This window comes from Rhizobium sp. AN68, from assembly GCF_030758035.1.
GTDB classification, from domain to species: Bacteria; Pseudomonadota; Alphaproteobacteria; order Rhizobiales; family Rhizobiaceae; genus Agrobacterium; species Agrobacterium tumefaciens.
Genome location: NZ_JARWMI010000002.1, coordinates 730,186 through 755,946 on the forward strand (window position 1 = coordinate 730,186; position 25,761 = coordinate 755,946).

The window sequence follows — 25,761 nt, forward strand, 5'->3', positions numbered from 1 at the left end:
CGTCCCTCAAGCCGCCGGGAAAATCTTCGCACGGCGGATGATGACGGAACCGCGATCGCCTGCCGCGACATCATTTTCCGGCGGCACGTCGAATTCCAGGAGATCGCCGCCATCTGTGCTGGCAATCACCCGCCGCTCGCCTGCCCGGTCGAGAACCCGCGAAACCGAGGCTGGAATGCCCTCGTGCAAATCTTCCCATTCCAGGTCGGAGGGACGGGCATAGATCTCGACGGCGCCATCCGCCTGACCGTAGGAGAAAGGTAGTTCGTTGTCACCGACATAGACCTTGCCGCCGCGCGCCACGCCGGACACACGGTTGGCATCGCCGAGAAAGCGCATGACGAAGGCGCTGTTCGGCTGGCGGCAGACTTCCTTCGGCGTGCCCTGCTGCACGATCTCGCCCTGATTGAGGATGACGACGCGGTCAGCGAGATCCAGTGCCTCTTCCTGATCATGAGTCACGAAAATCGTGGTAATGCCCAGCGCACCGTGAATTTCACGCAGCCAGCGGCGCAGGTCGCGGCGCACATTGGCATCCAGCGCGCCGAAGGGCTCATCCAGTAGAAGCACTTTGGGATCGACCGAAAGCGCACGGGCCAGCGCCACACGCTGCCGCTGCCCACCGGAAATCTGCGCCGGGAACCGGTCGCCCAGACCGTCAAGCTTGACCAAGTTCAACAGTTCCCTGACCCGCGCATCGATCGCGGCCTTGTCGCGCTTCACCTTCGACACCTTCATGCCGAACGCGATGTTTTCATGCAGCGTCATATGCGGAAAAAGTGCGTAGTGCTGGAACACGAAACCGACGCCGCGATCGCGCACCGGAATATTGGTGGCGTCTTCGTCTCCAAAAAAGATGCGGCCGCCATCGCTATATTCGAGACCGGCGACCATGCGCAGGATCGTCGTCTTGCCTGAACCCGAGGGGCCGAGCAGCGCCAAAAGCTCGCCACTTTCAATATCGAGCGAAACATCGCGCACCGCGCGGAAGGTATCGAAGGTCTTCACCACATTTTCGAGGCGGATTTTCATGGGAATCAGGTCTCCGTGGCGATGGCGGCACCGCCGCTGGTCTTCTTGGCCCCGCGCCCGGCGCCGCGCCCTTCCAGCGCCACCTTGGCGATGATGGTGATGACAGCGAGCAAAGCGAGGATGGAGGCCGACGCAAAGGCGCCCGCCGTCTGGTAATCGTGATAAAGCAGCTCGATATGCAGCGGCAGCGTGTTGGTCTGGCCGCGAATATTGCCTGACACGACCGACACCGCGCCAAATTCACCCATGACGCGGGCGTTGCACAGAACGACGCCGTAGAGCAGCGCCCATTTGATATTCGGTAGCGTCACCGAAAAGAAGGTGCGCCAGCCGGATGCGCCAAGCGAGGTGGCCGCCTCCTCCAGATCGCGGCCCTGCGCCTGCATCAATGGGATCAGCTCGCGCGCCACGAAGGGTGCCGTGACGAACATCGACGCGATGACGATGCCGGGTAGTGCGAAGAGTATCTTGATATTGTGCGCATCGAGGAACGGCCCAAACAGCCCCTGCAGCCCATAAACGAAGAGATAGGCGACACCGGCAACGATCGGCGAGATGGAGAAGGGTATCTCGATCAGCACCAGCAGGAAGCGCCGGCCGGGAAAATCGAATTTGGTGATCGCCCATGCGGCCGCGACGCCGAAGGCCGTGTTGATCGGCACGGCAATCAGCGCCGTCAGCACCGTCAGCATGATGGCGTGGCGGGTATCGGGGTGGGTGATGGTGGCTGAGTAAACCTTCCACCCCTGCGAAAAAGCCTCGACACCGATGATGGTCAAAGGAGCGACAACCAGGAACGCGCCGATGACGAGCACAAAAGCAATCAGGCTGCGGCGAACCCAGGGTGCATCACCAACGCGTGGCGGCTTGCGGCGGGAAGAAAACGCGCTCATGTCTCAGCTCCTCACCGTATAACGAAGCGCGCGCGCCTGCAGGGCGTTGGTCACCGCCAGCATCACGAAGGCCGCGATGAGCAGCACCGAGGCGATGGCGGCGGCGGCCTGATAATCATATTCCTCAAGCCGGATGAAGATCAGCAGCGCGGTGATTTCCGTCGAGAACGGCTGGTTGCCGGCAATGAAGATGATGGCGCCAAACTCGCCGAGGCTGCGCGCGAAAGACAGCGAGAGACCGGCCAGCAGAGCTGGCGTCAGAAGCGGCAGGATGACCTTGCGGAAGATTTCGAGATCGGAACCGCCGAGCGATTGCGCCGCCTCCTCCAATGCCGGATCGAGGTCTTCGAGCACCGGCTGCACGGTGCGCACGATGAAGGGTAGACTGGTAAAGGCCATCGCCACCATGATGCCGAGCGGCGTATAGGCAACCTTGATGCCGAATTGCGCAAGCACCGAGCCGAACCAGCCGTTACCCGCAAACAGCGTCGTCAGCGCAATGCCGGCAACGGCGGTGGGAAGCGCAAAAGGCAGATCGACAATGGCATCGACAAGGCGCCAGCCGGGGAAACGGTAACGCGTCAGCACCCAGGCGAGCGCCAGTCCGAAAACGACGTTGAACAAGGTCGCGGCGAGAGCGCAGAGCACCGTGACGCGATAGCTCGCAACAGCGCGCGGCGAAGAGATAATGGCCCAATATTCGGCTGGCCCGAGGCTTGCCGCCTTGAATACCAGCGCCGAGAGCGGCAGAAGCACGATGATGGCGACGTAAGTGAGGGTAACGCCGAGGGACAATTTAAGCCCCGGCAGAACATTCCGCTTCAAACCCCGCCCCCATTTCATCATAAAGCGACCCGGCAGTTTCCCGCCGGGTCTTTTACCTGTTGCATATCGTCGTGATTAACGGCTGCCGTAGAGCGTATCAAGCGTCGCGCCGGACGCAAAATGCTCTTTCTGGATTTTATTCCAGCCGCCGAAGACGTCATTGACGTTGACGAGGCGAATGGCCGGGAACTTGTCCTTGAACTCGCCGACAACCTTTTCGTTGTGAACGCGATGGCCGAATTCGGCAGCAATGCGCTGGCCCTCTTCGGTGTAGAGGAAATCGAGGTAGCTCTTCGCCAGATCGCGCGAGCCGCGCTTGTCGACCACCTTGTCGACCACGGCGACCGGGAATTCGGCGAGCAGGCTGACGGAAGGCACCACGCCCTCAACCTTGTCGGCGCCATATTGCTTGGCAATGCCGCGGGTCTCGGCTTCGAAGGTGATCAGCACGTCGCCGATTTCACGTTCCACGAAGGTGGTGGTGGCGGCGCGGCCTCCGGTGTCGAAAACAGGGGTGTTGTCGAAGATTTTCTTGACGAATTCCTGAACCTTCTTCTCGTCGCCGTTGAACTTCTCCTTGGCATAGGCCGTGGCGGCGAGATAGGTGTAACGGGCGTTACCCGAGGTCTTCGGATTGGGGAAAACCACCTTCACGTCGTCACGGGCAAGATCGTCCCAGTCCTTGATGTGCTTGGGATTACCGGCACGCACGAGGAAAGACGGGAAGGAATAGAACGGCGAGGCGTCGTTCGCGAAATCCTTCTGCCAGTCGGCGGAAACGAAACCCTGCTTCACCAGAAAATCGACATCCGTTACCTGGTTGAAGGTGACGACATCGGCTTCCAGACCCTCAACGATGGCACGCGCCTGCTTGGAGGTGCCGGCGTGCGACTGATCAACCGTGATACCCGGATGCAGCTTGATGAAAGCCTCGTTCTCGGCTGCGAAAACCTCACGGGCAACATCGTAGGAGGCGTTGAGAATGGTGGTCGGAGACTGCGCCTGCGCCGCACCTGCAAAAAGAGCGGCAATGGCAGTGCCGATGATGAGAAGACGTTTCATGAATACCCCCGGAAAATCGAATGGTCGTCAACATAACGGGGGGCGACAAGGCCTGCGAGCAACAGCCGTGCGTTAAGCAGAAGCGTATTAGAAATTTCACCCAAGCAACAGCAATTCAAAAGGTGATGATTTCATATATGTCCGCAAGCCGGATTTCTTTTGCGTTGCGCAATCTAAAGGCGGTGCTCGGGAAAGAGATTACCGGAATGTTTGGTAAAATATGGCAGAAGGTCTTCTTCACGCACCTCTTCCAGCTGTGCCGGTCGCCAGCGCGGATTGCGGTCCTTGTCGACCAGGGCCGCACGCACGCCCTCATAAAAATCATGACCCCGCAATATCTCCGTGCCGGCGGCAAATTCCCGTTCGAGGCATTCGATGAGGCTGGCGCTTTCCCGCCCCAGGCGCAGCAGCTTCAGGGTTAGTTTGAGACTGGTAGGGGAGCGTTTTTTGAGAATTTCCAGACTCTCGCGCGAAAACGTATCGTCACGCTCCGAAAGTGCTGCGAAAATCTCCTCGACCGTGTCGAAACGGAATGCCGCGTCGATGATCTCACGGTGTGCCGACAGGACCCCCTCACCAGCTTCGAAGGCATAAGTTCCGATTACCGCCTCGACACCATCAGGATCGAGCGCTTGCGATAGATCCTCCACCAAATCTGTAAGGCGCGCAGAAGGGACGAAACAATCTGCAAAACCGGCATAGATCGCATCGGCAGCAGATACCGCATTGCCTGTCAGCCCCAGCCAGGTGCCACATTCGCCCGGCGCTCTGGGCAAAAGCCAGGAACCGCCGACGTCAGGGAAATAGCCGATACCGGTTTCCGGCATGGCAAGCTTCGTCCGCTCGGTGACGATGCGGTGGCTGGCATGGGCGGAAATGCCGACGCCGCCACCCATGACGATGCCGTCCATCAACGCGACATAAGGTTTACCAAAGCGGGCAATACGATAATTCAGCGGAAACTCTTCGCGCCAGAAATCCAGCACCTGCGGATCGCCCGCTTTGCCGAGATCGTGAATGATCCGAACGTCACCCCCCGCACAGAGCCCCCTGTCGCCTTCTCCTGTCAGCACCACGCAGGAAACGTCAGGGTCATCCTCGAAACGGTGAAGCGCCTGAAGCATGGCACGAACCATCGGCAGCGTCAGGCTGTTGATGGCTTTCGGACGGTTCAGGTGGATGATGCCGGCCCCTCCCCGTCTCTCGATGACGACCTGCGTCTCCGCTTCCGTTGCAACTTCCAAGGTCGCCTCCTCCGCTACCGTTCACCAGCCCATCTTGGCGGTCCGGGCGCGATCACGCAACGTTGATCTTGTCCTTCAGGAACGTCTTTCGCTCAAACCGCTTTCACCCGCGTAAAATGCCTGAAATCCGCTTTCGCAATGCAGCATGTTTGCTTGACGCCCGGAAAATCATGGCATGTAATGGAGTTTGAAATGCCGGCATTGATTCCTGTCGAGCGTGTGCCGGACCAAGCGGAATGTCGCCTTGTCAAAGGCGTTGTCAACAGCAACGGGAGACGAGCATGCAGGTTTCGGAACAAGAGTGGATCAGCAAACGGGCCTATACACTTTGGGAAAAGGAAGGCCATCCTCATGGCCGTGACGCGGACCATTGGGAACAGGCAAAGCATGAATTTTCGCTGCTGAAGACATCGGAGGCGACAAAGCCTGCCCAGCGCAAGAAAGCAGCGCCGAAGACCGCTGCTGCGGAGCCGGAGGCAGAAGCCCCCGCAAAACCCAAGGCCCGCGCACGCAAGGCCGCAACCGCGAAATAAAAGTACTCTCGTGATAATCTGAACCGGCAAATGAAAAGCCCGACGAAATCTCGCCGGGCTTTGTCTGTTTATCGCGGATCGCAACCGGGATCACCGACCCGGCAACCGCCCTGAAAGTTTTCCGAGGCGGGCGCGCGGCGTGGATCATCCCACTGGCGGCGCTCCGGACGACGCTGGCCTTCGTCCTGATTTGGTTGGCGATCGCGATTGCGGTCGCGGTTTTCTTCCTCGAATCGAGGACGGTCACCATCTCGACGCGGCCTGTCCTGGTTTCCGTCGCCACGGTTTCTGTCACCCTGGTTCCAGTCGCCGTAACGGCGCTCCCAGCGGCCATCATTCGGTCCACCGCCCTGACGCGGATCGCGCCATTCATCCCGGCGGCCATCACGCCATTCGTCGCGCGGACGCGGGCGTTCCCAGTCACCGCGCGGCGGCGGAGGCGCAGCATTCCAGTAACCGCCTGATGGCGGCGGACGACGCCAGCGGTCACGCTCGCGGTAGAAGTCACGGTCACGATAATAACGGTCCCAATAACGACCGGCTTCGAAGGTGATCACGGGAACGCCGAGATCGCGGTAATAACGCGGCTCAACGTAGACCCGGTTCTGCCTAAACGTCGTCTGGATATAACGACCGGCGACCCAACCACGACCGCTGACGAAAGAGACGTCGCACCACGGCGTATCGGACAGGCAGCCATGTACCGTCAATGGTGCGCCGACCGGGATCACGACCACGGCCGGATAGGCTGTGCTCGGACCGGAGCGCATATTCACATTCGCGGTGGCAAAGCCGCGAGTCGCAGCTTCGGCAAGGGCCGGCGCGGCGAGCATGGCCACCAGCGCAATTGCGCCAAACAGTTTTTTCTTCACTTACTTCTCCTCAAGCAAAAGCCCGCTTTGCCCTTGTCGGCGTCCATCGATTTCGATGGACGAGCATGCGTTCCACATACTGCCATGGCTGGAAAATACGCCGTGTTCCATGAACGCAGCATGAAACAAATCGCAGCCCGTTTCAGTTCCACCTGCGGCAATGAAGCACCCGGGAATTTGCCGACGGAATGTGCCGCCGGTCTTGACTTCGGGGATCAATCATCCGACTTCAATGCAACAGCAATATGGAGCATAACCATGAGCGAAACCGCACAGACGACCGTCGACCAGAGCGAAGTGGATCGCTTCTCCGCGATGGCTGCGGAATGGTGGAGCCCGACGGGCAAGTTCCGGCCGCTGCACAAATTCAACCCGGTGCGGCTTGAATATATCCGCAACCGCATCTGCGATAATTTCGGCCGCGACCCGAAGGCGCACCGCCCGCTTGAAGGGCTGCGTGTGCTAGATATCGGCTGCGGCGGCGGCCTGCTTTCCGAACCCGTGGCGCGCATGGGCGCGGACGTGGTGGGCGCCGACCCTTCAGAAAAGAATATCGGCATCGCCTCCACCCACGCCCGTGAAAGCGGTGTCAGCGTCGACTACCGCGCCGTGACCGCCGAACAGTTGCTGGAGGCGGGCGAAACCTTCGACGTCGTCCTCAACATGGAAGTGGTCGAGCATGTGGCCAATGTCGATCTCTTCGTCACCACCTGCGCGAAAATGGTGCGTCCCGGCGGGCTGATGTTCGCCGCCACCATCAACCGCACGCTGAAAGCCCGCGCGCTCGCGATCTTCGCCGCCGAAAACGTATTGCGCTGGCTGCCGCGCGGCACCCACCAATATGAGAAGCTGGTTCGCCCGGATGAGCTTGAACGGCCGCTGGTGGCCAGCGGCATGGATATCGTCCACCGTACCGGCGTCTTCTACAACGTATTGCAGGACCGCTGGAACCTCTCGCCGGACATGGAAGTCAACTACATGATGCTGGCGAAAAGACCCGCGTAAAGCTAGCGCACCCAATTCTCCGGTCATGAACGACGGATGACGTCACCCTGAGTGGTGGACGTCATCAAAATCGTAGGCAAACTCAATTCACATCATCGGGCAGCACCGGCAACGGTGCAATCTCGATGCCCTCGTCAATCAGGGCCTTCGCGTCCTGGGCAGACGCGTGGCCGATGATGCCGCGTTCGTCGGCCTCGCCATAGTGGATTTTGCGGGCTTCTTCGGGAAATTTATCGCCGACATCTTCCGCATTCGCGCGGATATTGGCGACCGCTTCGCGGATTTTTGCGAGCGCCTCTTTTCTGGCCGTGTCCATGGCGAGCGACTGGCGTTCGTCTTTTTTGCGGGCGGTGGAGACCGAAGGCGCCATCAGAAGTTTGGAAACCTGCGGGGAATTGCACATCGGGCAGGACAGGAAGCCGCGCTGCAACTGATTGTCGAAATCGTCGCTCCCGGAAAACCAGCCTTCGAACTCATGGCCCTTTTCACAGGCCAGCGCATAACGGATCACGCCGCCTCACCTCCAGCAGGAATAACCGTGTCCAGTCCGAACTCGCGGGCATTGCGCAGATTGGGGATTTTTCCGCGCGCGGCAGCCACGAGAGACGTGTCGATCTCTGCGAAAATGATCTCTTCCCCGGCGCCACCGGCCATTGCCAGCACCTTGCCCCAGGGGTCGATGATGATGGAATGGCCGAACGTGACCCGCCCGTCCTCATGCAGGCCGGCCTGTGCGGCGGCAATGACGAAAGCGCCGTTTTCAATGGCGCGGGCACGCAGCAGAATTTCCCAGTGGGCTTCCCCTGTCTGGCGGGTGAAGGCGGCCGGAACCGTCAGAACCTCGGCGCCGGCGAGTGCCTCCGCCCGGAAAAGCTGCGGGAAGCGCACATCGTAGCATATCGCAAAGCCGAATTTCCCCAGCGGCAGTTCGGCAACGCGAGCGACAGCACCGGGTTCGTAAGCCGCACTTTCGCGCCAGCTTTCGCCATTGTCCAGATCGACATCGAACATATGGATCTTGTCATAGCTGCAGATACGCGAACCGTCAGGCGCAAACAGAAAACCGCGATTGGCAATCTTGCCATCCGGGCGGGCAATCGCTGTCGAGCCGACATGGACATGGATGCCGAGTTCGCGTGCCAGCCGCGCGGCGGTCGCAACGATGATATCGCCATCGTCGTCACGCAGCTGGGCGCGAAGCGCCTGCCTGTCCTTCTGGAGAGCGCCGGTCATTTCCGGCGTCTGAACGTAGACAGCGCCCGCAGCCGCAGCAACACGTACCAGGCGCTCCATATCGGCGGCATTTTTCACCGTATCGACACCCGAGCGCATCTGAATGGCGGCAGCCTTGAAAATCATCACGTCCTCCGTATCGAAAATCGAGCCGATTAAGCGGCCAGCATAACGTCGAGTTTGCCAGCACGCTCCAGTGCATGCAGATCGTCGCAACCGCCGATATGCTGGCCGTTGATGAAGATTTGCGGGAAGGTGGTTCCGCCGGATTTCTCGATCATTTCCTGCCGGTATTCCGGCGTCGTCGTCGCGTTATATTCGGCGTAATCGACGCCCTTGCTGTCCAGCAACGCCTTGGCGCGCGCGCAATAACCACAAAAATCCCGTGTATAGATCGTTACCGGTGCCATGTATTTCGAAGCCTCGCAAACGTGTGCTGAAACGCACGATATCCTCGTTTCATTCAGGCTTCATATAGGGCCGGAAATGGCCATTGCAAAGGTCAAAACGGTCACATCCGTAGCACCCGCCTTCCGCAAGACGCGACTTGCCGCGCCCACCGTCGCACCAGTGGTATGAACATCATCCACCAGCACCACTCGCTTACCATAAACATCGGTTTTTCGGCCGGGCGCTATTGCAAAAGCACCCCGCACATTGTCCTGCCGGGCAAGCGCGGAAAGCCCCACCTGCCGCTCGGTCGGCTTCACGCGCAACAGCGTGCCGGCAAGCAGCGGTTTGCCGGTGGCCTTGGCCAGATGCCGTGCGAGCTCAGCGGACTGGTTGAAACGGCGACGCCAGAAGCGGTGGCGATGCAGCGGAACCGGCACGATACAGTCGCAGCTATCAACCGTTCCGTCGCTTGCCCGCAGCATCCACAGCGCCATGAAACGCGCAAGATCGGTCCGGTCCTGATATTTCAGCCGGTGCACGAGTTTACGCGCGGTTCCCTCATGGCTGGCAACAGCACGCAGACGGTCGAAAGGCGGTGGGTCGGCGATGGCTTGTGCGCTTACAGTGCCCGCGCCGTGATCCCGGGCGAAGGGAATGCCCAGAACCTCACAAAAAGGCCGATCGATAAAGGCCACATCCCGCCAGCAATCCGCACACAGGGCACCCTCGCCGCCGGTCATGCGGGAACACCCTGCGCAAGTGGGCGGATAGACCATGCGGAAGGCCGAGTGCAACACGCTGCGTGCCGTCACCGACACCGTCGCGGACTTCGACAGCAATCCCGAAAACAGATCTTCACCAGCGCCCATGAGGTTGACTTTAGCGCCGAACGGGTGCCTTTGCGAGAGAGATATGTTTCGGCCTCTGACCGGAAAAACAATGCCCGAAGCGGCATGACAGCAACGATGCGGCCCGCCGATCCCAAAGGCGCTACAGGCCGAGCAGGCACAACGATGGATATTCTCTTTGACCAGGCCCTGATCGAACAAAATCGCCGCCGGGCGTGGAACCGGCGTGACGACAAGGCCCTGTTTCTTCTCGACATGGCCGCCGACGAGTTTGCCGACAGGCTCGCCATCGTCGAGCGCCGTTTCGAGACCGCAATCGAACTGCACGGTGGGACGGGCATCACCGCCCGGCGCTTGACTGAGACGGGCAAGGTGGATGCTATCCGCCGTATCGAGACGGATACCTCCTTTGCGACGGATGGGAATCTGCCGCAGGTGGCCTCCATGGAGCATCTGCCGCTCGAAGAAGCCTCCGCTAATCTCATTGTTTCCCCGCTTGCCCTCCACCTCACCAACGACACCCCCGGTGCGTTGATCCAGATAAGGCGGGCGTTAAAGCCGGACGGACTGTTTCTCGGAGCCATTCCCGGCAGCGGCACATTGCAGGAACTGCGCGATGTGCTGTTGACTGCAGAAGCCGAGTTGACCGGCGGCGCCAGCCCGCGCGTCATTCCCTTTGCCGATGTCCGCGATGTTGGCGCACTGTTGCAGCGTGCCGGTTTTGCGCTTCCCGTCACCGACGCGGAAACTTATACGGTGCGTTACGACTCGATTTTTCCGCTGATGCGCGATCTGCGCGCCATGGGCATGGCCAATCCGCTGGCAAGCCGCAGCAGAAAACCTCTCAACCGCGCTTTTTTCCTGCGGGCAGCGGAGCTTTACGCCGAACGTTATTCCGATCCGGACGGGCGGATCAGAGCCACGTTTTCCATCATCTATGTCTCAGGCTGGGCGCCGCACGAGAGCCAGCAGAAACCGCTGAAACCTGGTTCCGCCAAAATGCGCCTTGCTGATGCCCTGAAGACGACCGAAGTCAAGCTTTCCTGATAGGCGTAGCGCAGGCCTCAGATGTTGGCAAAAGTATCGGCGAGGAACTGGAATACAGCATTGATGGTGCTGCCGATGGTGGTTCCGCCACCGATGATTGCGGCGGAAATAACGCCGACGATCAGGCCGTATTCGACTGCGGTCGCGCCGTTTTCGTCTTTAAAGAAACGAATAAAACAATGCAGCACGGGATATTCTCCATCCGCCATCCGGTGCTTACGCTAACCGGCATTATATATTGCTAAAATCGAATTTATACTATGCCACGGGCATGAGTAATCCGTTACCGATGATGGTAAACGATCAGCAACCGCTCTCGCTGCTATAGCCCGTCACGACACAGGGCATCTCTGGCATCGGCTGGGTTATGCTGCGGCGGATGGAATAGGTCTTGCCAGCATCGGTCTTCTTGATGGAGCCGGTGCTTATCATGTCGTAATTGTCGGAGAACTGCGCGACGCGCGTTGATGATTTTCCGGCAAGCATGGGGGTGACGATCAAGGAAAGAGCAATCACAGCCGTCCCGAAAAGCAGCGCGACATTAAGAACGCCTGTGCGACGGGATTTGTTGGAGTAAGACTGACGACCTTCCACCGTCTTCCAGAAATCCTCGTTCATAGCCAACCTCATACGCGCAGTTTACCGCTTCTTTAGCTTAACAATCTGCCAGAGGGTGCTGAACGATCTGTTAACACAGCCTCGTTTTGGCACGGTAAAGCGGAGTTACGGGATGTTTTCAACAGGCTGCGCGAGGGGATCGAACCCGCCAGGAAGTTCGCTTTAAAGCAAATCCTGAAGGAAGGGGATGAGCGGCTCGTCGGCCGGCGGCATCGGATAATCACGCAGAGCCTGCGGCTTTACCCATTTAATTGCCTGTCCTTCGCGCCCATGGGCCATGCCTTCATAACGACGGCACACGTAAAGCGGCATCAGCAGGTGAAAAGTCTCGTAGGTATGGCTGGCGAACGTCAGCGGCGCAAGGCAGGCTATCTTGGTCTTGATACCCAGCTCCTCGTCGAGCTCGCGGACAAGGGTCTCCTCCGGTGTTTCGCCTTGTTCCACCTTGCCGCCTGGAAATTCCCACAGGCCGGCAAGCGACTTGCCTTCAGGTCGTTGCGCCAGAAGAATACGGCCGTCCTGATCAAGAAGGGCGCAGGCGGCAACCAGCAGGATTTTTTTGCCCGCCTCGCTCATTCTTCACCAGCCTTGCGCCAGTAGCGATAGGAATAGGCCTCAGTGAAGCCGAATTTTTCATAAAGTGCAATCGCGGGCGCATTTGTGGAGACGACCTGCAACCAGGCGCTTTTGGCGCCGCTGATGCGGGCCCAGCGCAGTGCTGACGCCAGCAGCTGCGTGCCGAGGCCCTTTTTCCGCTGCGACTTCTCGACATCGAGGGAAAGAATGCCGGCAAGATCGTTATCCTGCACGCAGATAACGGTAGCAAGTGCGCTGCCCCCTGCTTCTTCGTTGATGAACAGGCCAAGGGTCGGCTTGATCGAACTGAGGATTTCAGCGATCGCCGGGCGCAGGGTGGGGTCGCCATCGCTGACCTTGATGCTCGCCTCGACAAAACGGCCAATATCGTGGCTCGGCAGGCTGACCAGCGTTTCCGGCAGTTCCATGCCAGCGAGATCGGCCGTCATGACCTTGACCTCCTCAACCATGGACCAGCCGTCCTTTACCAGAAAATCCTTGAGCTGCGGCGGCATAAGCGTCGTTTCGCGCACCACCAGCGGACGACCGAAATCCTCGAAGCGCTTGCGCGCCTTTTCTAGCCGCACCGCGCAGTTTCCATAATCGGAAGGATCGAGCGGCACCACGCAATTGATGCGTTTGGATGGATGCGACCCCGTCAGGCGGATTTGCCAGCTACCGTCATAAATCACCGACGAGGCCGGCCATGCCCGAAAGCTGACTGCTTCCAGACGGCGAACCAGCGGCAGATTGACGATTTTATTGTCCTGCATTCTCTTCGGCTCCAACGGTCAGCTCCGGTAGTCGCCGTTGATCGCAACATATTCCTTGGTCAGGTCGCACGTCCATACGGTGGCCTTGCCCTCACCGAGACCGATGTCAACCTTCACCGGAATGTCTTCCAGCCGCATCACGGCGGTGGTCTCCGCTTCCGAATAATCCGGATCGCGTTCGCCATTGACGGCAACGCGCACGCCGCCGAACCAGATGGCAAGGCGATCACGGTCGGCCATTTCACCGGATTTGCCCACAGCCATGACGACGCGACCCCAATTGGCATCTTCGCCGGCAACTGCGGTCTTCACCAGCGGTGAATTGGCAATCGAAAGGGCGATCTTCTTGGCCGCGACATCGTTTTCCGCACCGGTAACGGTGACTTCGACCATCTTGCGTGCGCCTTCGCCGTCGCGAACCACCTGCAGGGCCAGATCTTTCAGGAGATCGTTCAAGGCGGAGCGGAAGGAGGAAAGCCGCTCATCATCGGCGCGCGTCACCTTGACCTGACCGTCCTCAGCCGCCGCGCCGGTCGCAAACAACATCAGCGTATCGGAGGTGGAGGTGTCGCTGTCAACAGTCACGGAATTGAAGGTCGGGCCGACACCGGCGGAAAGCAGCGATTGCAGCGCGGCCGGATCAATATCGGCATCCGTCACCACGAAAGAAAGCATCGTCGCCATATCGGGCGCGATCATGCCGGCACCCTTGGCGATACCGTTGATGGTGACCACGACACCGCCGATTTCGGCCGTGCGGGTCGCCACCTTGGGATAAGTGTCGGTCGTCATGATTGCCTTGGCGGCTTCCTGCCAGAAATCGGCTTCGGCCATGCCCTGCATGTCGCCCAGAACCCCGGCAAACTTGGTGGCATCGAGCGGTTCGCCGATTACGCCGGTCGATGCCAGAAACACTTCATTTTCAGAGCAGCCGACGGCAGCGGCTGCGGATTTCGCCGTCAACTCGGTCGCGGCCTTGCCTTTGACGCCAGTAAAGGCGTTTGCGTTACCGGAATTGACCACCACGGCGCGCGCCACGCCGCCGCCGAGATTGGCGCGGCAGAAATCAACGGGGGCCGAGGGGCATTTCGATTTTGTGAAAACGCCGGCCACGCTTGCCGGCTTGTCGAACACCATCAACAGAACGTCGGTCCGGTTCTTGTACTTGATGCCGGCGGCAGCCGTCGCCATGCGAACACCACGCAGCGCGGGCATGACGGGATAGGATTTCGGAGCGAGCGGGGAAACGGCAACGGACATGGGAAAGCGCCTGAGATTCTGGAAACGGGGAAGATTTGAAAGTGCCTGAGATGAAGCGGGGCGGCCTGTGGCCGCCCCGTAACACGGTTTTATTACTGCTGCGGCTGTGCCTGCTGTTCCTTCGTGGCTTCGTCGTAGCCCTTCTTCAGCGTCTCATCCATGATTTCGATCTTCTGGTCAGCCTTTGCCTTCTCGATGAGGGCAACGTACTTGTCACGCATGACAAGCTGACGAACCTGCGGCTCGACCTGCTCGAAAGCCGGCGGCGGTGCGATGCGCTTGTCTTCCAGCTTGATGACGTGGAAGCCGAACTGCGTCTTGACAGGCGTCTTGGTGTAGGCGCCCTTTTCGAGACCGAAAGCGGCCTCTTCGAATTCCGGAACCATGCGGCCCTTGCCGAACCAGCCGAGATCGCCGCCATCATCCTTGTTGGAGTCGGTCGACTTTTCCTTGGCAAGTGCTGCGAAATCCTTGCCCGCATCAAGCTGCTTGATGACGTCCTTGGCTTCTTCTTCGCTTGCAACCAGAATATGGGCTGCCTTGATTTCTTCTTCCTTCGGCAGCGCTGCGACTTCCTTGTCGTAGCGCGCCTTCACCTCTTCATTGGTGACAGCATCAACCACATGCTTGCGGAAATAGGCGTTGTGCAGCTCACGGTCCTGAATGAACTCCATGCGCTTCTTGAAGTCTTCGGTCTTTTCCAGACCTTCGGCGCTGGCATTCTTCACGAGAAGCTTGACGTCGATCGCGCCGGAAAGGGCTGCGACCTTTTTCTGCTCGTCGGGAAGCTGTGCGAGCTGCGGATCGAGATTGCCCATGGCAAGGTCGAGTTCGGACTGGTGGATTTCCAGATCGCCAACCTTGGCGACAACCTTGTCTTCCTGTGCAAAGGCAGGAAACTGGAGGCCGAGCGTGGCCACAATCACCGCAGCCGCAATTTTATTATAGCGCAACATTTTGAACCTTTCGGGGACAATGCCGGCTCCAGACATGGTTTCCGGCTCTGAAAAAACTTCCAAACACCGGATTGTGGCCATTCTGTAACGGGCAGAACCGTTGACATCATTTGCCCCCCCTCTTATCTGTCACGCAACCTCGCGTCCAGATACGTTGAAGGGCGAAGTCCGTCATTTGTTGCCGAAATCGGCGTGATGGAAAAAACCGCCTGCGAAAACGGAATTTCAGAAAGGGCCAGTAAGATGGTCAGCCTCGGCGGAATAGCCCGCAAATTGTTCGGTTCGGCAAATGAACGCCGCGTCCGCTCCTATAAAAGCAAGATCGCAGCCATCAATGCGCTGGAGGAAGCCACCAAGGCTCTTTCCGACGACGCGCTGGCGGCAAAGACGGCGGAGTTCCGCCAGCAGCTTGCGGACGGCAAATCGCTGGACGATCTGCTGATCCCGGCTTTTGCCGTCGCCCGCGAGGCGTCGCGCCGTGTTCTGCACATGCGACCCTTTGATGTGCAGCTGACCGGTGCCATGATCCTGCACCAGGGCGCCATCGCCGAAATGAAGACCGGTGAAGGCAAGACGCTGGTGGCGACCCTTGCGGTCTACCTCAATGCGCTGGCCGGCAAGGGCGTGCATGTCGTTACCGTCAACGACTACCTCGCCCAGCGCGACGCGGCCACGATGAGCAAGCTCTACCGTTTCCTCGGTCTGACGACCGGTGTGATCGTGCACGGGCTAGATGACGACCAGCGCCGCGAGGCCTATGGCTGCGACATCACCTACGCTACGAATAACGAGCTTGGCTTCGATTATCTGCGCGACAACATGAAATATGATCGCGCCCAGATGGTGCAGCGCGGCCACAACTACGCAATCGTCGACGAAGTGGACAGCATTCTGGTCGATGAGGCGCGCACGCCGCTTATCATCTCCGGCCCGCTGGACGACCGCTCCGATCTCTATAACACCATCGACGCCTTCATTCCGCTTCTGTCGCCGGAAGATTACGAAATCGATGAGAAGCAGCGTTCGGCCAACTTCTCCGAAGACGGCACCGAGAAGCTCGAAAACCTGCTGCGGCAAGCGGGCCTGCTCAAGGGCAGAATCGCTTTACGACATCGAAAACGTCGCCATCGTTCACCACATCAACAATGCGCTGAAGGCCCACAAGCTCTTCACTCGCGACAAGGACTACATCGTCCGCAACGACGAGATCGTCATCATCGACGAATTCACCGGCCGCATGATGCCGGGCCGCCGTTATTCCGAAGGCCAGCACCAAGCGCTGGAAGCCAAGGAAAAGGTGCAGATCCAGCCGGAAAACCAGACGCTGTCTTCCGTCACCTTCCAGAACTACTTCCGCATGTATGCAAAGCTTGCCGGCATGACCGGTACGGCATCGACGGAAGCGGAAGAGTTCGGCAACATCTACGGTCTCGACGTGATCGAGGTGCCGACCAACCTGCCGATCCAGCGTATCGACGAGGACGACGAGGTTTATCGTACCGGCGAAGAGAAGTTCCTCGCCATCATCGCCGAGATCAAGGCGGCGCACGATCGTGGTCAGCCGGTTCTCGTCGGCACGACCTCCATCGAGAAGTCCGAGCTTCTGGCCCACATGCTGCGCCAGTCCGGCTTTACCGATTTCCAGGTTCTGAACGCCCGTTACCACGAGCAGGAAGCTTATATCGTTTCGCAGGCCGGTGTTCCCGGTGCGGTCACCATCGCCACCAACATGGCCGGTCGTGGTACGGACATCCAGCTCGGCGGCAACGTCGAGATGCGTCTGGAGCGCGAGCTGGAAGGCATGGAGCCGGGTCCGGAGCGTGATGCGAAGGAAGCGGCCATCCGCGCCGAGATCAAGGTTCTCAAGGAAAAGGCGCTTGCCGCTGGCGGTCTCTACGTCATCGCGACCGAGCGCCACGAAAGCCGCCGTATCGACAACCAGCTGCGTGGCCGTTCCGGCCGTCAGGGCGACCCCGGCCGCTCGAAATTCTATCTGTCGCTTCAGGACGACCTGATGCGCATCTTCGGTTCCGAGCGCATGGACAGCATGCTGCAGAAGCTCGGCCTGAAGGACGGCGAGGCCATCGTCCATCCGTGGATCAACAAGGCGCTGGAACGCGCCCAGAAGAAGGTCGAAGCTCGTAACTTCGAGACCCGCAAGAACCTGCTGAAATATGACGACGTGCTGAACGACCAGCGCAAGGTCATCTTCGAGCAGCGCCTTGAGCTGATGGAATCCGACAATATCGGTGAAACCGCAGCCGACATGCGCCACGAAGTGATCGAAGCGCTCGTCACCAAGCATATTCCTGAAAATGCCTATGCCGAACAGTGGGATATCGCCGGTCTCAAGGCCGGTATCGCCCAGTTCCTGAACCTCGACCTGCCGGTGGAGGAATGGGCGAAGGAAGAGGGCATCGCCGAGGACGACATTCTTCAGCGCGTTACCGAGGCCGCGGACAAATACGCCGCTGAACGTGCAGAACGTTTCGGCCCGGAGATCATGACCTATGTCGAGCGCTCGGTCGTGCTTCAGACAATCGACCATCTGTGGCGCGAACACATCGTCAACCTCGATCACCTTCGGTCCGTCGTCGGTTTCCGCGGTTACGCCCAGCGCGATCCATTGCAGGAATACAAGGCGGAAGCCTTCGAGCTGTTCCAGTCGCTGCTTACCAACCTGCGTGAAGCCGTCACCGCGCAGCTGATGCGCGTGGAACTGGTGCAGCAGGAACCGCAGCAGCCGGAGCTGCCGGAAATGACCGCGCATCACCTCGACCCCGTCACCGGGGAAGATGAGATGGCGCAGGGCGTGCCGGTCGCTTTCGTACCGGCCGAGGACCGCGACCCGAACAACCCCGCCACCTGGGGCCGTATCGGCCGCAACGAAATGTGCCCCTGCGGCTCGGGCAAGAAGTACAAGCACTGCCACGGCGTTTACGAACAGGCGTAAAAGGCCAGTGCTTTATGCCAGAAATCGATCGCCCGTAACCTGCGTTACGGGCGATTTTGTTTGGGCAGGATCATTGCTGCTGGTCGGGGTGTTGACTGGTATCGGCACTTTCCATATGGGAGCCGGATCATCCTGCGGAAACTGCTTTCATGGCCCCTCGCGATCTTGCCGCCTATATTTTTCTCGCGATTACGTGGGGCGTGTCTTTCCTGCTGCTTCTACATGTCGTCGCAGCCTTCGGCTGGATTGGCGCAGTCACGCTTCGCTCGCTCATAACCGCTGTAGCACTCTTTCTCATTGCGCGTGCGGCACGCCGGAAGCTTGCATTCTCCGCAAGCTGGCGCGCTTTCGCAATCGTCGGCGCAACGACGGTCGCCGGGCAACTAATCGGCCTGTCCTACGCGACGCCTCAGATCGGCACTGCGATGGCAGCCATATTGGTGGCGACCATCCCGCTTTTTTCAATGCTAATCTCGCAGATTTGGGGTCTGGAACGCCTGACGCGGCAGGGTATTGCCGGTCTCGTCATCGGCTTTGCCGGCATCGTCCTGCTCGTTGGTTTTCCCGCTGTTCCTGTCACATACGGCTTTGTCATTGGCTGTGCTGCCGCTGTCGCCGCCTGCATCTGTGCCGCCTATGGCAGCAATTTTGCGAGCCTGCACCTCAAGGGGGTTGGATCCTGGGAAATAACCATCGGTTCTTTCCTGACAGGCGGCCTGATGACCCTGCCGCTTCTTTTCGCGGTGCCCTTGCCCGGAACGCCCGATCTCGTCGATTACGGTTATCTTCTGATACAGGCGGTCGTCATGAGCGGCCTGACCTACATCACCTATTTCAAGCTGGTCTCCTCGATCGGCGCAACGAAGGCGATCAGCGTGGAATTTGCCGTCACCGTTGTGGCGGTGCTTGTTGGCGCCTTGGTGCTCGACGAACCGCTGTCGCTTCCCCAGCTGTTCGGTGCCGGCATCATCATTCTGGGCTGCGCACTGGTGCTTGACCTCATGCCCAAGAAAAAGGCCCCGCCCACGCCGTCGGGTGCATGAAGGGTTTATTAGCGTTTTCCACCAATAGTCGTGTTGATCGTTACGGATCAGGCGGGATCGCGTTCGTCACGCGAGGGGAAAATGCAACCGGGCAAATCAGACTATGAGCATTATTGGGACCCGTTGCGGGCACTCCTCATGCTGCTCGGCATACCCTATCACGCCTCCCCTGCTCTACAGCTATGCTTTGCCCTGGGACATCAAGGATTTCGAGACCAGCCCAGTCCTGACCGCGCTTGGGGCAGCGCTCGTCACCTTCCGCATGCCTTCGTTTTTTCTGGTGGCCGGCTATTTTTCCACCATGGTCATCGGCAGGAAGGGCAAGATGCCATGGCTCAGACAGCGCTTCCTTCGCCTTGGCGTCCCTTTCATCGTGGCCGTGCTCCTGCTTGGGCCATCGCAGCTTTTCCTGCTGAAACTGGCAGGTATCGCCAAAGGTGATATTCCCGCCGACCGGCTGCTCGCGAACCTGCCGGATTTGCTGCTTCCGGGTGAGCAATGGATCATGCATCTATGGTTCCTACCCGCCCTTATCGCGTATTCGGGTCTGCTTGCCGGCCTGCTATTTCTGGCGGGGCGCCCGCCCCTCGCCTATGCAAGAGACTGGTTCGGCAGGATGCGGGGTCAATATCCAGTCGCGTTTTTCGCAGCGCTCTGCGCCTTCCCTGTTTTATGGGAGCTGACAGTTTACGGTTCGGGCCTGCTTGCTGGCAAAAATGGGAACAGCCTTCTCGTTCTCTATGAACGGGCCTCCGACCCTTACGCACGTTACGTACCGTTCTTCCTTATCGGGGCTTTGCTTCATCGAGACCGGGCTCTTTTTCACCGCTTCCGCCAGACGGGCATCCTCACGGGCGTCATCGCGTTTGCCGCGATCGCGGCAGCGGTCACGCTGCGGTTGGAATATCCTTTTTCGAACTCGGCCCTGCTGGTACTCGTCTCCGCAATCGCCGCCGTGGCGGCAAGCCGTCTGCTGATCGACATCGCCTGCCGCTTTTTCGACCGGCCAAGCCGGCTTGCCAGGAGAATGACCGACGCTTCCTTCACCATCTACCTGGTTCACCACCCGCTGATTTATGCCTTCGGCACCCTCTTCATCCTGATCTCGCTGCCGCCGATCCTGGAATTCGCCATCATCGTCGTCGCCACCACGATAACGGCCTATCTGCTGCATCAGGCGATACGCCGGAGTCCGCTTGCCCTTTTTCTCTTCAACGGGATCCGCAAACCGAGGCAGGTGGCCAATATCGGCACACAGGTGCCTGTCTCCCAAACCCTTCGTTAATGATAAGGTGCTTATAATCCAGTTGCCTACTCAACTGGAAATGATGGCGTGTGGATTATGGCTATCCTCAACACGGCGGAAAAAGCCTTACCCGCAGGCCTGCGCGCTAAACTGGCGCCGCTGGGGGCAAAAATCGCCGTCGTCGTTTCCGGGAGAGACGATGTCTCCAGGGCCCAGCGCATGGCGCTCGTCGCCTTTGCGGTGCGCATCATTAGCGCCGGTATCGCTTTCATCTCCCAGATCATCCTTGCCCGCCTGATGGGCGAATTCGAATATGGCCTGTTCGCTTTTGTCTGGGTTCTGGTCATCCTGTTCGGCAACCTCTCCTGTCTCGGCTTTCACACCACCGTCATCCGCTTTTTGCCCGGCTACCGCCTGGAGGATGCCCATGACAAGATCATGGGTCTAACCTCGACAGCGCGCCTCTTCGCCATGCTTTCGGCCAGCGCGCTTGCATTTTTCGGTTTCGTCTTCCTGTTTTTCTTCGGCGAGCGCATCTCCGCCTATTACCTCATTCCGGTTTCGCTGGCGCTTTTCACCCTGCCGATGGTGGCGCTTGGCGATGTGCTGAACGGGACAGCGCGTGCCAACGGCTGGACGGTTTCAGCCCTCAGCCCCACCTATATCATCCGCCCGGTGCTGATCCTGCTGTTCATGCTGGTGGCGATCCGTCTCGGCGCGGAAAAAACCGCGACGACAGCGATGCTTGCGGCCCTTTTGGCCACCTATGTCACCACGCTTTTCCACTTCGTGTTCATGAACCGCCGGCTCAACCGGCATTTCCGCAGCGTTGCCAGCAGGGTGCATTTCCGTCCGTGGATACGGTTTGCCTTTCCGATGTTCCTGATCGACGGCATCGGTTTTTTGATGACCAATTCAGATGTAGTAATCGTCGGTCTATATCTGCCGCCGGATCAGGTCGGCATCTATTTTGCCGCGGCAAAAACCATCGTGCTGATGCAATTCGTGTTTTTTTCCGTGCAGGCGGCTGCGGCCCCACGTCTGGCCGCGCTCATTGCGGCCAATGACAGGCAGGGGCTGGCCGGGTTCGCCAGCCAGGCGGCGCGCTGGGCCTTCTGGCCATCACTTGCCGTTGGCTGTCTCGTGCTTCTGGCAGGGCCGTTTCTGCTGTCCCTGTTCGGTCCCGGCTTCGTACAGGGTTACAAGCTGATGTTCTTCCTCTTTGCCGGCTTCCTCGCAAAAGCACTGATCGGCCCGGGAGAAACGCTGCTGAATATGGCCGGCAAACAAAAATTGTGCGTAGCTCTTTATATTATTATCTTCGGTTGTAACATTATACTCAACATGGTGTTGATTCCGGTCTATGGTCTGACAGGCGCTGCGGCAGCTGTCGCGATAGCAATGTGCATAGAAGCTGTGCTATTGCATGTTGCCATTCGCCGCACACTCGGGATCGTCCTTTTTGCCTTCAACGATCCCCGGGCGGGTCAAGACACTGGGAAGGCGGTGTAACGATAAGCATGTCCAGCGACCCAAAGAATCCGGATTTTCAGGACCCGCGCATCGCTGCGCTGATGGCGTCTACGGAGCGTGACCGACCCGTGGCCGACAGCAGCCGGCGCGTGGGACGCGACGGCCGCGAATTCTGCATCTATCCTGGCCGGCTCGGTTACGACATGCAGGAAGAACTCGACTTCCTGTCCAACCGCGTCATGGAGGCAAATGTCTTCTTCACAGGGCGGCTTCTTGCACCCGCCATGCCGCGTATCGATGACAAGTCCGTGCGCTTCGCCCTTATTCGCGACGAGAACGGCGCTAGAAGCCGCATGCGCTTTCTGATGCCCTTCACGGTGGAAAAGCCGGGTTTTTCCATCGGTCCCTCCATCATCCGTGGCTGGGCCAACCCCTTCGGCCCTCTCGGCACGCCGCTGGTCGATACCGAAGGTGCCGCAGAGACGCTCGACAATCTTTTCGATGCGCTTTCCGACCGGGAAATGCGCCTGCCGAATGTTCTGGTACTGCCGGATGTACGGCTTGAAGGGCCTTTTGCCCGGATGTTCAAGGCCATAGCAATCAGCCGCAACCTGCCGGTGACGACGACTGGTAACTATCAGCGGCCGATGCTGGAGAGCCTTCTGGACGGCGAAGCCTATCTGCGTAATTCACTTGCGCCGCATCATTTGCGGGAGATGCGCAGGCAGTGGCGACAGCTCGAAAAACTCGGGGCCCTTTCCTACACCGTTACCCGGCAACCGAAGGACATACGCTACCGCATGGAGGAATTCCTGGCGCTGGAAGCGAGTGGCTGGAAAGGCCGCAAACGCAGCGCGCTGGTGAACGACCGCTATCGCGCCGCCTTCGCCCGCGAGGCAATCACAAATCTGGCTGAAGCGGATGCGGTGCGCATTCACACCATCGATCTCAATGGCAGCGCCATCGCCTCCATGATCGTCTTCATGACGGCTGGCGAGGCCTATACGTGGAAGACCGCCTTTGACGAATCCTATTCGCGGTTTTCACCCGGCAAACTTTTGGTGCAGAAACTGACCGACTGGCAGCTGGACGACGCTAATATTCTGCGCAGCGACAGCTGCGCAGTGCCCGATCATCCGATCATGAGCCGCTTCTGGCAGGAACGGCAGGAAATGGGCACTCTGGTCGTCGGGCTTGCGCAGAACAGCGACCGTGACGTGCGACAGGTTTCCACGCAGGTGGACATGTATCGCAACACCCGCAACCTCGCCCGCAGCCTGCGCCAGAAAATCCTCTCCTTTGGGCGCAAGAACAGTTAATCCCGAAGGATGCCGCAGCATCCTTCGGTTTGGTCTCGGACTATCCATGGGGCTGACGCTGCGTCAGCGCGAGGCCGTCCGGATCATCTTGCACAATTGTGTCAGTGCGGCGTCATATCCGCCGCCGAGAATATCGGCACAACGACGGGCAAGCTTGATCTGCTCATTTCGCGACATGTCGTTATAGGCCTGTATGGCATTGCGCATGCCACCGGGCGATACCGGCCCCGTGTTGCCGGGGTTTCCAGGATTGCCCGGATTACCGGGGTTCCCCGGATTGCCTGGCGAGCTGGAGCCGCCGATGCCAAGCCCGACACCAAGGCCAAGACCACTCGATCCGCCCACATTCGCACCAACATTGGCATTGATGCCGCTGGAGCCGCCGACGGATGCGTTGACATCCGCATTGACCCCGCTGCTGCCACCGACCGACGCGTTGACATCTGCGCCCAGTCCGCCACTGCTTCTGCCGCCGACATCAGCGCTGGCATTGACGCCATTGCTGCCACCAACGGAAGCATCGACACCGAGCCCACCGCTGCCATTGCCGCCCACACTGGCATTCACCCCGTTCTCACCGCCAATCCCGATATCCAGCGCGTGGGCGTTGACCGGTAAAATCAGACAGGCAGACAGTAACAAATTGCGAGAAAGCGCCCTCATAATTTCCTCCTATGAGTTCTGGCTTCTCCCGCCCCGCGTGGAAACTCCACGCAAACATCATAATTCAATTAGCGATTGTGTATATTCTAATTTATTAGTGGTATCTAATATTGCTTTAACGCCACAACCGTCGGTGTACCGATACGGGACGGACAAACGCCACTCTCCTTTCATTCCCCGCCCGGTAAAAGCTCTGAAATGAAGGCTGCAAACGCACGTCATTAGACAGGAAAAATCAGCTTTGGGGTTGCACGCATGCCATTGGCCGTGATAGACGCCGTGGCATTACCACCGTTGCCCCAATGGCGGAATTGGTAGACGCGCCGCACTCAAAATGCGGTTCCGCAAGGAGTGCTGGTTCGATCCCGGCTTGGGGTACCACTACCTAAAAATAGCATTGATTTGCTTAGGTTTTCTGGCACTAAATGTCCAAGTGGTTTGCATCACCTAGAAAAGTTGGACACTTTTGTTCTGCTTTTGGTCAATCGTCGCTGTCGTCAACAGCCTGATCCATCAGCTTGACGGCGCTTTTTGCGAGCACCTTTTGGCGAGCCGCCTTGGTGTAGCGGATTACCTCTTTAGACGTTGTATGGCCGGTGATAGCCATAATCTGGTGCTCGGTCGCGCCGCGATCTGCCAGCCGCGCAGCGGCTGCTTTTCTCAGCCCATGCGCGCTACAATGCGTAAGTTCGGCTTCATCGCACCTTTTTCGAAACCAGTTGCCAAAGCCATTCGACGTGAAGGGCTTGTTGAATTCGGTGACGAGCAAGGTCAGATCACCGCACGGCCCGGCCTCGATAGCCTTCACAAGATTTGGATGCAGCGGCATTTCCAATCTACGGGGTTTCCTCTTCTTGTCTTTCTCCTGAACAAACCGGAGCCAACCCTTTGTCATGTGCTGCTTTCCGAACAGCACGATATCGCTACGGCGCTGGCTTGTATAAAGCATCAGCATCAAGGCCAGATAGGCTTTCGTGCCGATAGGATGTTTCGCGATGAACTGGTCAACTTCATCCGCAGTCCAAGAGTGGAAACCTTCCGACCCGGTTTTGAAGTAGGGAATATCTCGGGCCGGATTAGTCGTACAAAGTTCAACGGCGGGCATTGTCGCCCAACCGAATATTGCGCGTAACGCCTTAAGCCAGCTATTCGCAGCATCCGGCGTTTCCGCCTTCCGGTCCCGCAGAACGCGAACGGCTTTTGCAGTAAATGCAGGTACCGGCACATCCTCAAATAGCTTCTTGTCTCCCTTCTTGATTGGCTCTTTCCACATCGCCTCAACTATGAGCTTGCGGCGATAGCGCGTCTTGGTGTCCAGTTGTTTGTATTCCGCACTCTGGAAATAGAGCTGGCATAGCCAGCGGAATGTCCCCTTCCCTGCCATCTTCGGGCCGGAGGATTCTTCTCTCTGTACGCCCTCCAACGCGGCGTTATAAGCCGCATTGAACTCGTCGGTGCCGGGTAACCCCGGCAGGCGAACTTTCGGCTGGCCTTTGCGCCTAAAATAAAACCGGAGACTGCCCCCGGTTCGATCTTCCACTACATATTTTTTTGCGAACTTCTTGGGCATTTACGCGAAATCCCATTCCTCTGTTTCATCGCCCTCCCCTCCGGGCAAGCGGCTAAAGGCTCTTTCGAGCGACCGCCTGTCCCAAATGGTGCGGCTATTCGCCTTCTTCGGCTTTGGCATTCTGCCATCGGCCACCATTTCGTCAAACAAGGATTTGGAAACGCCAATATAGGCGGCTGCCTGTTCGCGGCTCAAACCTAGAACCGGTGGCAGCGGGCATGCGCTGGCTGGTCGGGCTTCGGCGGCGGCTGTCATGCTGCTGGTCCTTCCATCATGAGCGCGGGCGGCATGGGATAAAAAATCCCTCGGCGATATCGTCTCGCA

26 protein-coding genes, 1 tRNA gene and 2 pseudogenes are annotated in these 25,761 nt (G+C 58.9%); 9 read left to right on the forward strand and 20 right to left on the reverse strand.

Annotation, left to right across the window (positions count from 1 at the left end):
* Positions 1-6: 6 nt before the first annotated feature.
* From RBH71_RS06715 to RBH71_RS06735, 5 genes are all read right to left on the reverse strand, one after another.
* Positions 7-1,032 (reverse strand): sulfate/molybdate ABC transporter ATP-binding protein, encoded by a 1,026-nt coding sequence (locus RBH71_RS06715; RefSeq protein ID WP_003511215.1) that lies wholly within the window; start codon positions 1,030-1,032, stop codon positions 7-9.
* Positions 1,033-1,037: 5 nt separating this feature from the next.
* A complete protein-coding gene (cysW, locus tag RBH71_RS06720; protein WP_111802653.1) occupies positions 1,038-1,925 on the reverse strand; it encodes a sulfate ABC transporter permease subunit CysW in 888 nt (295 codons plus the stop codon).
* Between the two features lie 3 nt (positions 1,926-1,928).
* On the reverse strand, positions 1,929-2,771 hold the full coding sequence (cysT, locus tag RBH71_RS06725; protein WP_003511219.1) for a sulfate ABC transporter permease subunit CysT: 843 nt from the start codon (positions 2,769-2,771) through the stop codon (positions 1,929-1,931).
* Between the two features lie 54 nt (positions 2,772-2,825).
* Positions 2,826-3,812, reverse strand: coding sequence for a thiosulfate ABC transporter substrate-binding protein CysP (gene cysP / locus RBH71_RS06730; protein WP_065659633.1), 987 nt, complete (start codon positions 3,810-3,812; stop codon positions 2,826-2,828).
* Between the two features lie 173 nt (positions 3,813-3,985).
* Positions 3,986-5,056, reverse strand: coding sequence for an enoyl-CoA hydratase/isomerase family protein (locus RBH71_RS06735; RefSeq protein ID WP_111802654.1), 1,071 nt, complete (start codon positions 5,054-5,056; stop codon positions 3,986-3,988).
* A 281-nt stretch (positions 5,057-5,337) separates the two neighbouring features.
* Between RBH71_RS06735 and RBH71_RS06740 the strand changes: the two genes are divergently transcribed.
* The gene (locus tag RBH71_RS06740; protein WP_003511224.1) at positions 5,338-5,589 is read left to right on the forward strand and encodes a DUF2934 domain-containing protein; all 252 of its coding nucleotides are present in this window, start codon (positions 5,338-5,340) and stop codon (positions 5,587-5,589) included.
* Positions 5,590-5,657: 68 nt separating this feature from the next.
* Here RBH71_RS06740 and RBH71_RS06745 read toward each other — a convergent pair whose 3' ends face one another.
* Entirely contained in the window at positions 5,658-6,461 is an 804-nt protein-coding gene (locus tag RBH71_RS06745) for an SH3 domain-containing protein (RefSeq protein ID WP_003511225.1), read from the reverse strand.
* Positions 6,462-6,680, reverse strand: a complete 219-nt coding sequence (locus tag RBH71_RS06750) for a hypothetical protein (protein ID WP_139104343.1) — start codon at positions 6,678-6,680, stop codon at positions 6,462-6,464. It lies immediately after the preceding gene.
* 39 nt (positions 6,681-6,719) lie between these two features.
* Here RBH71_RS06750 and ubiG point away from each other — a divergent pair, with 39 nt between their 5' ends.
* A complete protein-coding gene (ubiG, locus tag RBH71_RS06755; protein ID WP_026330704.1) occupies positions 6,720-7,466 on the forward strand; it encodes a bifunctional 2-polyprenyl-6-hydroxyphenol methylase/3-demethylubiquinol 3-O-methyltransferase UbiG in 747 nt (248 codons plus the stop codon).
* A gap of 82 nt (positions 7,467-7,548) precedes the next feature.
* On the opposite strand, the gene RBH71_RS06760 is transcribed toward ubiG, so the two are convergent.
* Genes RBH71_RS06760 through RBH71_RS06775 form a run of 4 tightly spaced genes read right to left on the reverse strand, consistent with a single transcriptional unit; the run spans position 7,549 to position 9,961 of the window.
* On the reverse strand, positions 7,549-7,977 hold the full coding sequence (locus RBH71_RS06760; protein WP_111802655.1) for a DUF1178 family protein: 429 nt from the start codon (positions 7,975-7,977) through the stop codon (positions 7,549-7,551).
* Complete coding sequence (locus tag RBH71_RS06765) at positions 7,974-8,825, reverse strand: carbon-nitrogen hydrolase family protein (RefSeq protein ID WP_003511228.1); 852 nt, start codon at positions 8,823-8,825, stop codon at positions 7,974-7,976. The genes RBH71_RS06760 and RBH71_RS06765 overlap by 4 nt, the downstream gene beginning before the upstream one ends.
* Positions 8,826-8,854: 29 nt before the next feature.
* Complete coding sequence (gene grxC, locus RBH71_RS06770; protein ID WP_003511229.1) at positions 8,855-9,109, reverse strand: glutaredoxin 3; 255 nt, start codon at positions 9,107-9,109, stop codon at positions 8,855-8,857.
* A 60-nt stretch (positions 9,110-9,169) separates the two neighbouring features.
* Complete coding sequence (locus RBH71_RS06775) at positions 9,170-9,961, reverse strand: ComF family protein (RefSeq protein WP_111802656.1); 792 nt, start codon at positions 9,959-9,961, stop codon at positions 9,170-9,172.
* Between the two features lie 144 nt (positions 9,962-10,105).
* Between RBH71_RS06775 and RBH71_RS06780 the strand changes: the two genes are divergently transcribed.
* A complete protein-coding gene (locus RBH71_RS06780) occupies positions 10,106-10,987 on the forward strand; it encodes a methyltransferase domain-containing protein (RefSeq protein ID WP_003511231.1) in 882 nt (293 codons plus the stop codon).
* 17 nt (positions 10,988-11,004) lie between these two features.
* On the opposite strand, the gene RBH71_RS06785 is transcribed toward RBH71_RS06780, so the two are convergent.
* The 6 genes from RBH71_RS06785 to RBH71_RS06810 all read right to left on the reverse strand — a co-directional run bounded on the left by RBH71_RS06785 (position 11,005) and on the right by RBH71_RS06810 (position 15,170).
* The gene (locus RBH71_RS06785; RefSeq protein ID WP_026330706.1) at positions 11,005-11,196 is read right to left on the reverse strand and encodes a Flp family type IVb pilin; all 192 of its coding nucleotides are present in this window, start codon (positions 11,194-11,196) and stop codon (positions 11,005-11,007) included.
* Positions 11,197-11,290: 94 nt separating this feature from the next.
* Positions 11,291-11,605 (reverse strand): hypothetical protein, encoded by a 315-nt coding sequence (locus RBH71_RS06790; protein WP_003511234.1) that lies wholly within the window; start codon positions 11,603-11,605, stop codon positions 11,291-11,293.
* A 162-nt stretch (positions 11,606-11,767) separates the two neighbouring features.
* Positions 11,768-12,181 (reverse strand): 8-oxo-dGTP diphosphatase MutT, encoded by a 414-nt coding sequence (gene mutT / locus RBH71_RS06795; protein WP_003511235.1) that lies wholly within the window; start codon positions 12,179-12,181, stop codon positions 11,768-11,770.
* Entirely contained in the window at positions 12,178-12,954 is a 777-nt protein-coding gene (locus tag RBH71_RS06800) for a GNAT family N-acetyltransferase (protein ID WP_013761724.1), read from the reverse strand. The genes mutT and RBH71_RS06800 overlap by 4 nt, the downstream gene beginning before the upstream one ends.
* Before the next feature lie 18 nt (positions 12,955-12,972).
* Positions 12,973-14,214: a bifunctional glutamate N-acetyltransferase/amino-acid acetyltransferase ArgJ gene (gene argJ / locus RBH71_RS06805; protein WP_111802657.1), complete on the reverse strand. Its 1,242-nt coding sequence runs from the start codon at positions 14,212-14,214 to the stop codon at positions 12,973-12,975.
* Between the two features lie 92 nt (positions 14,215-14,306).
* Positions 14,307-15,170, reverse strand: a complete 864-nt coding sequence (locus RBH71_RS06810; RefSeq protein WP_111802712.1) for a peptidylprolyl isomerase — start codon at positions 15,168-15,170, stop codon at positions 14,307-14,309.
* A gap of 243 nt (positions 15,171-15,413) precedes the next feature.
* Between RBH71_RS06810 and secA the strand changes: the two are divergent.
* The 5 genes and pseudogenes from secA (at position 15,414) to RBH71_RS06835 (ending at position 23,204) form a co-directional block, all read left to right on the forward strand.
* A pseudogene (secA, locus tag RBH71_RS06815) lies at positions 15,414-18,123 on the forward strand (preprotein translocase subunit SecA).
* 149 nt (positions 18,124-18,272) lie between these two features.
* Positions 18,273-19,166: a DMT family transporter gene (locus RBH71_RS06820; RefSeq protein WP_111802658.1), complete on the forward strand. Its 894-nt coding sequence runs from the start codon at positions 18,273-18,275 to the stop codon at positions 19,164-19,166.
* A gap of 138 nt (positions 19,167-19,304) precedes the next feature.
* Positions 19,305-20,451 (forward strand): annotated as a pseudogene (locus RBH71_RS06825) (acyltransferase family protein).
* 57 nt (positions 20,452-20,508) lie between these two features.
* Positions 20,509-21,924, forward strand: coding sequence for a Wzx-type polysaccharide biosynthesis protein UppV (gene uppV / locus RBH71_RS06830; RefSeq protein ID WP_111802660.1), 1,416 nt, complete (start codon positions 20,509-20,511; stop codon positions 21,922-21,924).
* Positions 21,925-21,932: 8 nt separating this feature from the next.
* Positions 21,933-23,204 (forward strand): GNAT family N-acetyltransferase, encoded by a 1,272-nt coding sequence (locus RBH71_RS06835; RefSeq protein WP_003511245.1) that lies wholly within the window; start codon positions 21,933-21,935, stop codon positions 23,202-23,204.
* A 63-nt stretch (positions 23,205-23,267) separates the two neighbouring features.
* Here the strand turns inward: RBH71_RS06835 and uppQ are convergent, their stop codons facing one another.
* The gene (gene uppQ / locus RBH71_RS06840; protein WP_111802661.1) at positions 23,268-23,867 is read right to left on the reverse strand and encodes a polysaccharide biosynthesis GNAT family N-acetyltransferase UppQ; all 600 of its coding nucleotides are present in this window, start codon (positions 23,865-23,867) and stop codon (positions 23,268-23,270) included.
* 296 nt (positions 23,868-24,163) lie between these two features.
* Between uppQ and RBH71_RS06845 the strand changes: the two genes are divergently transcribed.
* Positions 24,164-24,248: transfer RNA gene (locus tag RBH71_RS06845), tRNA-Leu, on the forward strand.
* Positions 24,249-24,348: 100 nt separating this feature from the next.
* Here the strand turns inward: RBH71_RS06845 and RBH71_RS06850 are convergent.
* Together RBH71_RS06850 and RBH71_RS06855 are read right to left on the reverse strand one after the other, a co-directional pair.
* A complete protein-coding gene (locus RBH71_RS06850) occupies positions 24,349-25,437 on the reverse strand; it encodes a site-specific integrase (protein ID WP_323687214.1) in 1,089 nt (362 codons plus the stop codon).
* On the reverse strand, positions 25,438-25,692 hold the full coding sequence (locus RBH71_RS06855) for a helix-turn-helix transcriptional regulator (RefSeq protein WP_111788647.1): 255 nt from the start codon (positions 25,690-25,692) through the stop codon (positions 25,438-25,440).
* Positions 25,693-25,761 lie beyond the last annotated feature (69 nt).

What these genes read in the sequence shown, in the direction of transcription:
- RBH71_RS06800 (WP_013761724.1), bottom strand. Translation starts at nt 12,954, where the DNA reads ATGCAGGACAATAAAATCGTCAATCTGCCGCTGGTTCGCCGTCTGGAA.
- RBH71_RS06740 (WP_003511224.1), top strand. Translation starts at nt 5,338, where the DNA reads ATGCAGGTTTCGGAACAAGAGTGGATCAGCAAACGGGCCTATACACTT.
- ubiG (WP_026330704.1), top strand. Translation starts at nt 6,720, where the DNA reads ATGAGCGAAACCGCACAGACGACCGTCGACCAGAGCGAAGTGGATCGC.
- RBH71_RS06810 (WP_111802712.1), bottom strand. Translation starts at nt 15,170, where the DNA reads ATGTTGCGCTATAATAAAATTGCGGCTGCGGTGATTGTGGCCACGCTC.
- cysP (WP_065659633.1), bottom strand. Translation starts at nt 3,812, where the DNA reads ATGAAACGTCTTCTCATCATCGGCACTGCCATTGCCGCTCTTTTTGCA.
- uppV (WP_111802660.1), top strand. Translation starts at nt 20,509, where the DNA reads ATGGCTATCCTCAACACGGCGGAAAAAGCCTTACCCGCAGGCCTGCGC.
- RBH71_RS06780 (WP_003511231.1), top strand. Translation starts at nt 10,106, where the DNA reads ATGGATATTCTCTTTGACCAGGCCCTGATCGAACAAAATCGCCGCCGG.
- RBH71_RS06775 (WP_111802656.1), bottom strand. Translation starts at nt 9,961, where the DNA reads ATGGGCGCTGGTGAAGATCTGTTTTCGGGATTGCTGTCGAAGTCCGCG.
- grxC (WP_003511229.1), bottom strand. Translation starts at nt 9,109, where the DNA reads ATGGCACCGGTAACGATCTATACACGGGATTTTTGTGGTTATTGCGCG.
- mutT (WP_003511235.1), bottom strand. Translation starts at nt 12,181, where the DNA reads ATGAGCGAGGCGGGCAAAAAAATCCTGCTGGTTGCCGCCTGCGCCCTT.
- RBH71_RS06850 (WP_323687214.1), bottom strand. Translation starts at nt 25,437, where the DNA reads ATGCCCAAGAAGTTCGCAAAAAAATATGTAGTGGAAGATCGAACCGGG.
- cysW (WP_111802653.1), bottom strand. Translation starts at nt 1,925, where the DNA reads ATGAGCGCGTTTTCTTCCCGCCGCAAGCCGCCACGCGTTGGTGATGCA.
- RBH71_RS06790 (WP_003511234.1), bottom strand. Translation starts at nt 11,605, where the DNA reads ATGAACGAGGATTTCTGGAAGACGGTGGAAGGTCGTCAGTCTTACTCC.
- uppQ (WP_111802661.1), bottom strand. Translation starts at nt 23,867, where the DNA reads ATGAGGGCGCTTTCTCGCAATTTGTTACTGTCTGCCTGTCTGATTTTA.
- RBH71_RS06765 (WP_003511228.1), bottom strand. Translation starts at nt 8,825, where the DNA reads ATGATTTTCAAGGCTGCCGCCATTCAGATGCGCTCGGGTGTCGATACG.
- RBH71_RS06835 (WP_003511245.1), top strand. Translation starts at nt 21,933, where the DNA reads ATGTCCAGCGACCCAAAGAATCCGGATTTTCAGGACCCGCGCATCGCT.
- cysT (WP_003511219.1), bottom strand. Translation starts at nt 2,771, where the DNA reads ATGATGAAATGGGGGCGGGGTTTGAAGCGGAATGTTCTGCCGGGGCTT.
- argJ (WP_111802657.1), bottom strand. Translation starts at nt 14,214, where the DNA reads ATGTCCGTTGCCGTTTCCCCGCTCGCTCCGAAATCCTATCCCGTCATG.
- RBH71_RS06785 (WP_026330706.1), bottom strand. Translation starts at nt 11,196, where the DNA reads ATGGCGGATGGAGAATATCCCGTGCTGCATTGTTTTATTCGTTTCTTT.
- RBH71_RS06855 (WP_111788647.1), bottom strand. Translation starts at nt 25,692, where the DNA reads ATGACAGCCGCCGCCGAAGCCCGACCAGCCAGCGCATGCCCGCTGCCA.
- RBH71_RS06820 (WP_111802658.1), top strand. Translation starts at nt 18,273, where the DNA reads ATGGCCCCTCGCGATCTTGCCGCCTATATTTTTCTCGCGATTACGTGG.
- RBH71_RS06715 (WP_003511215.1), bottom strand. Translation starts at nt 1,032, where the DNA reads ATGAAAATCCGCCTCGAAAATGTGGTGAAGACCTTCGATACCTTCCGC.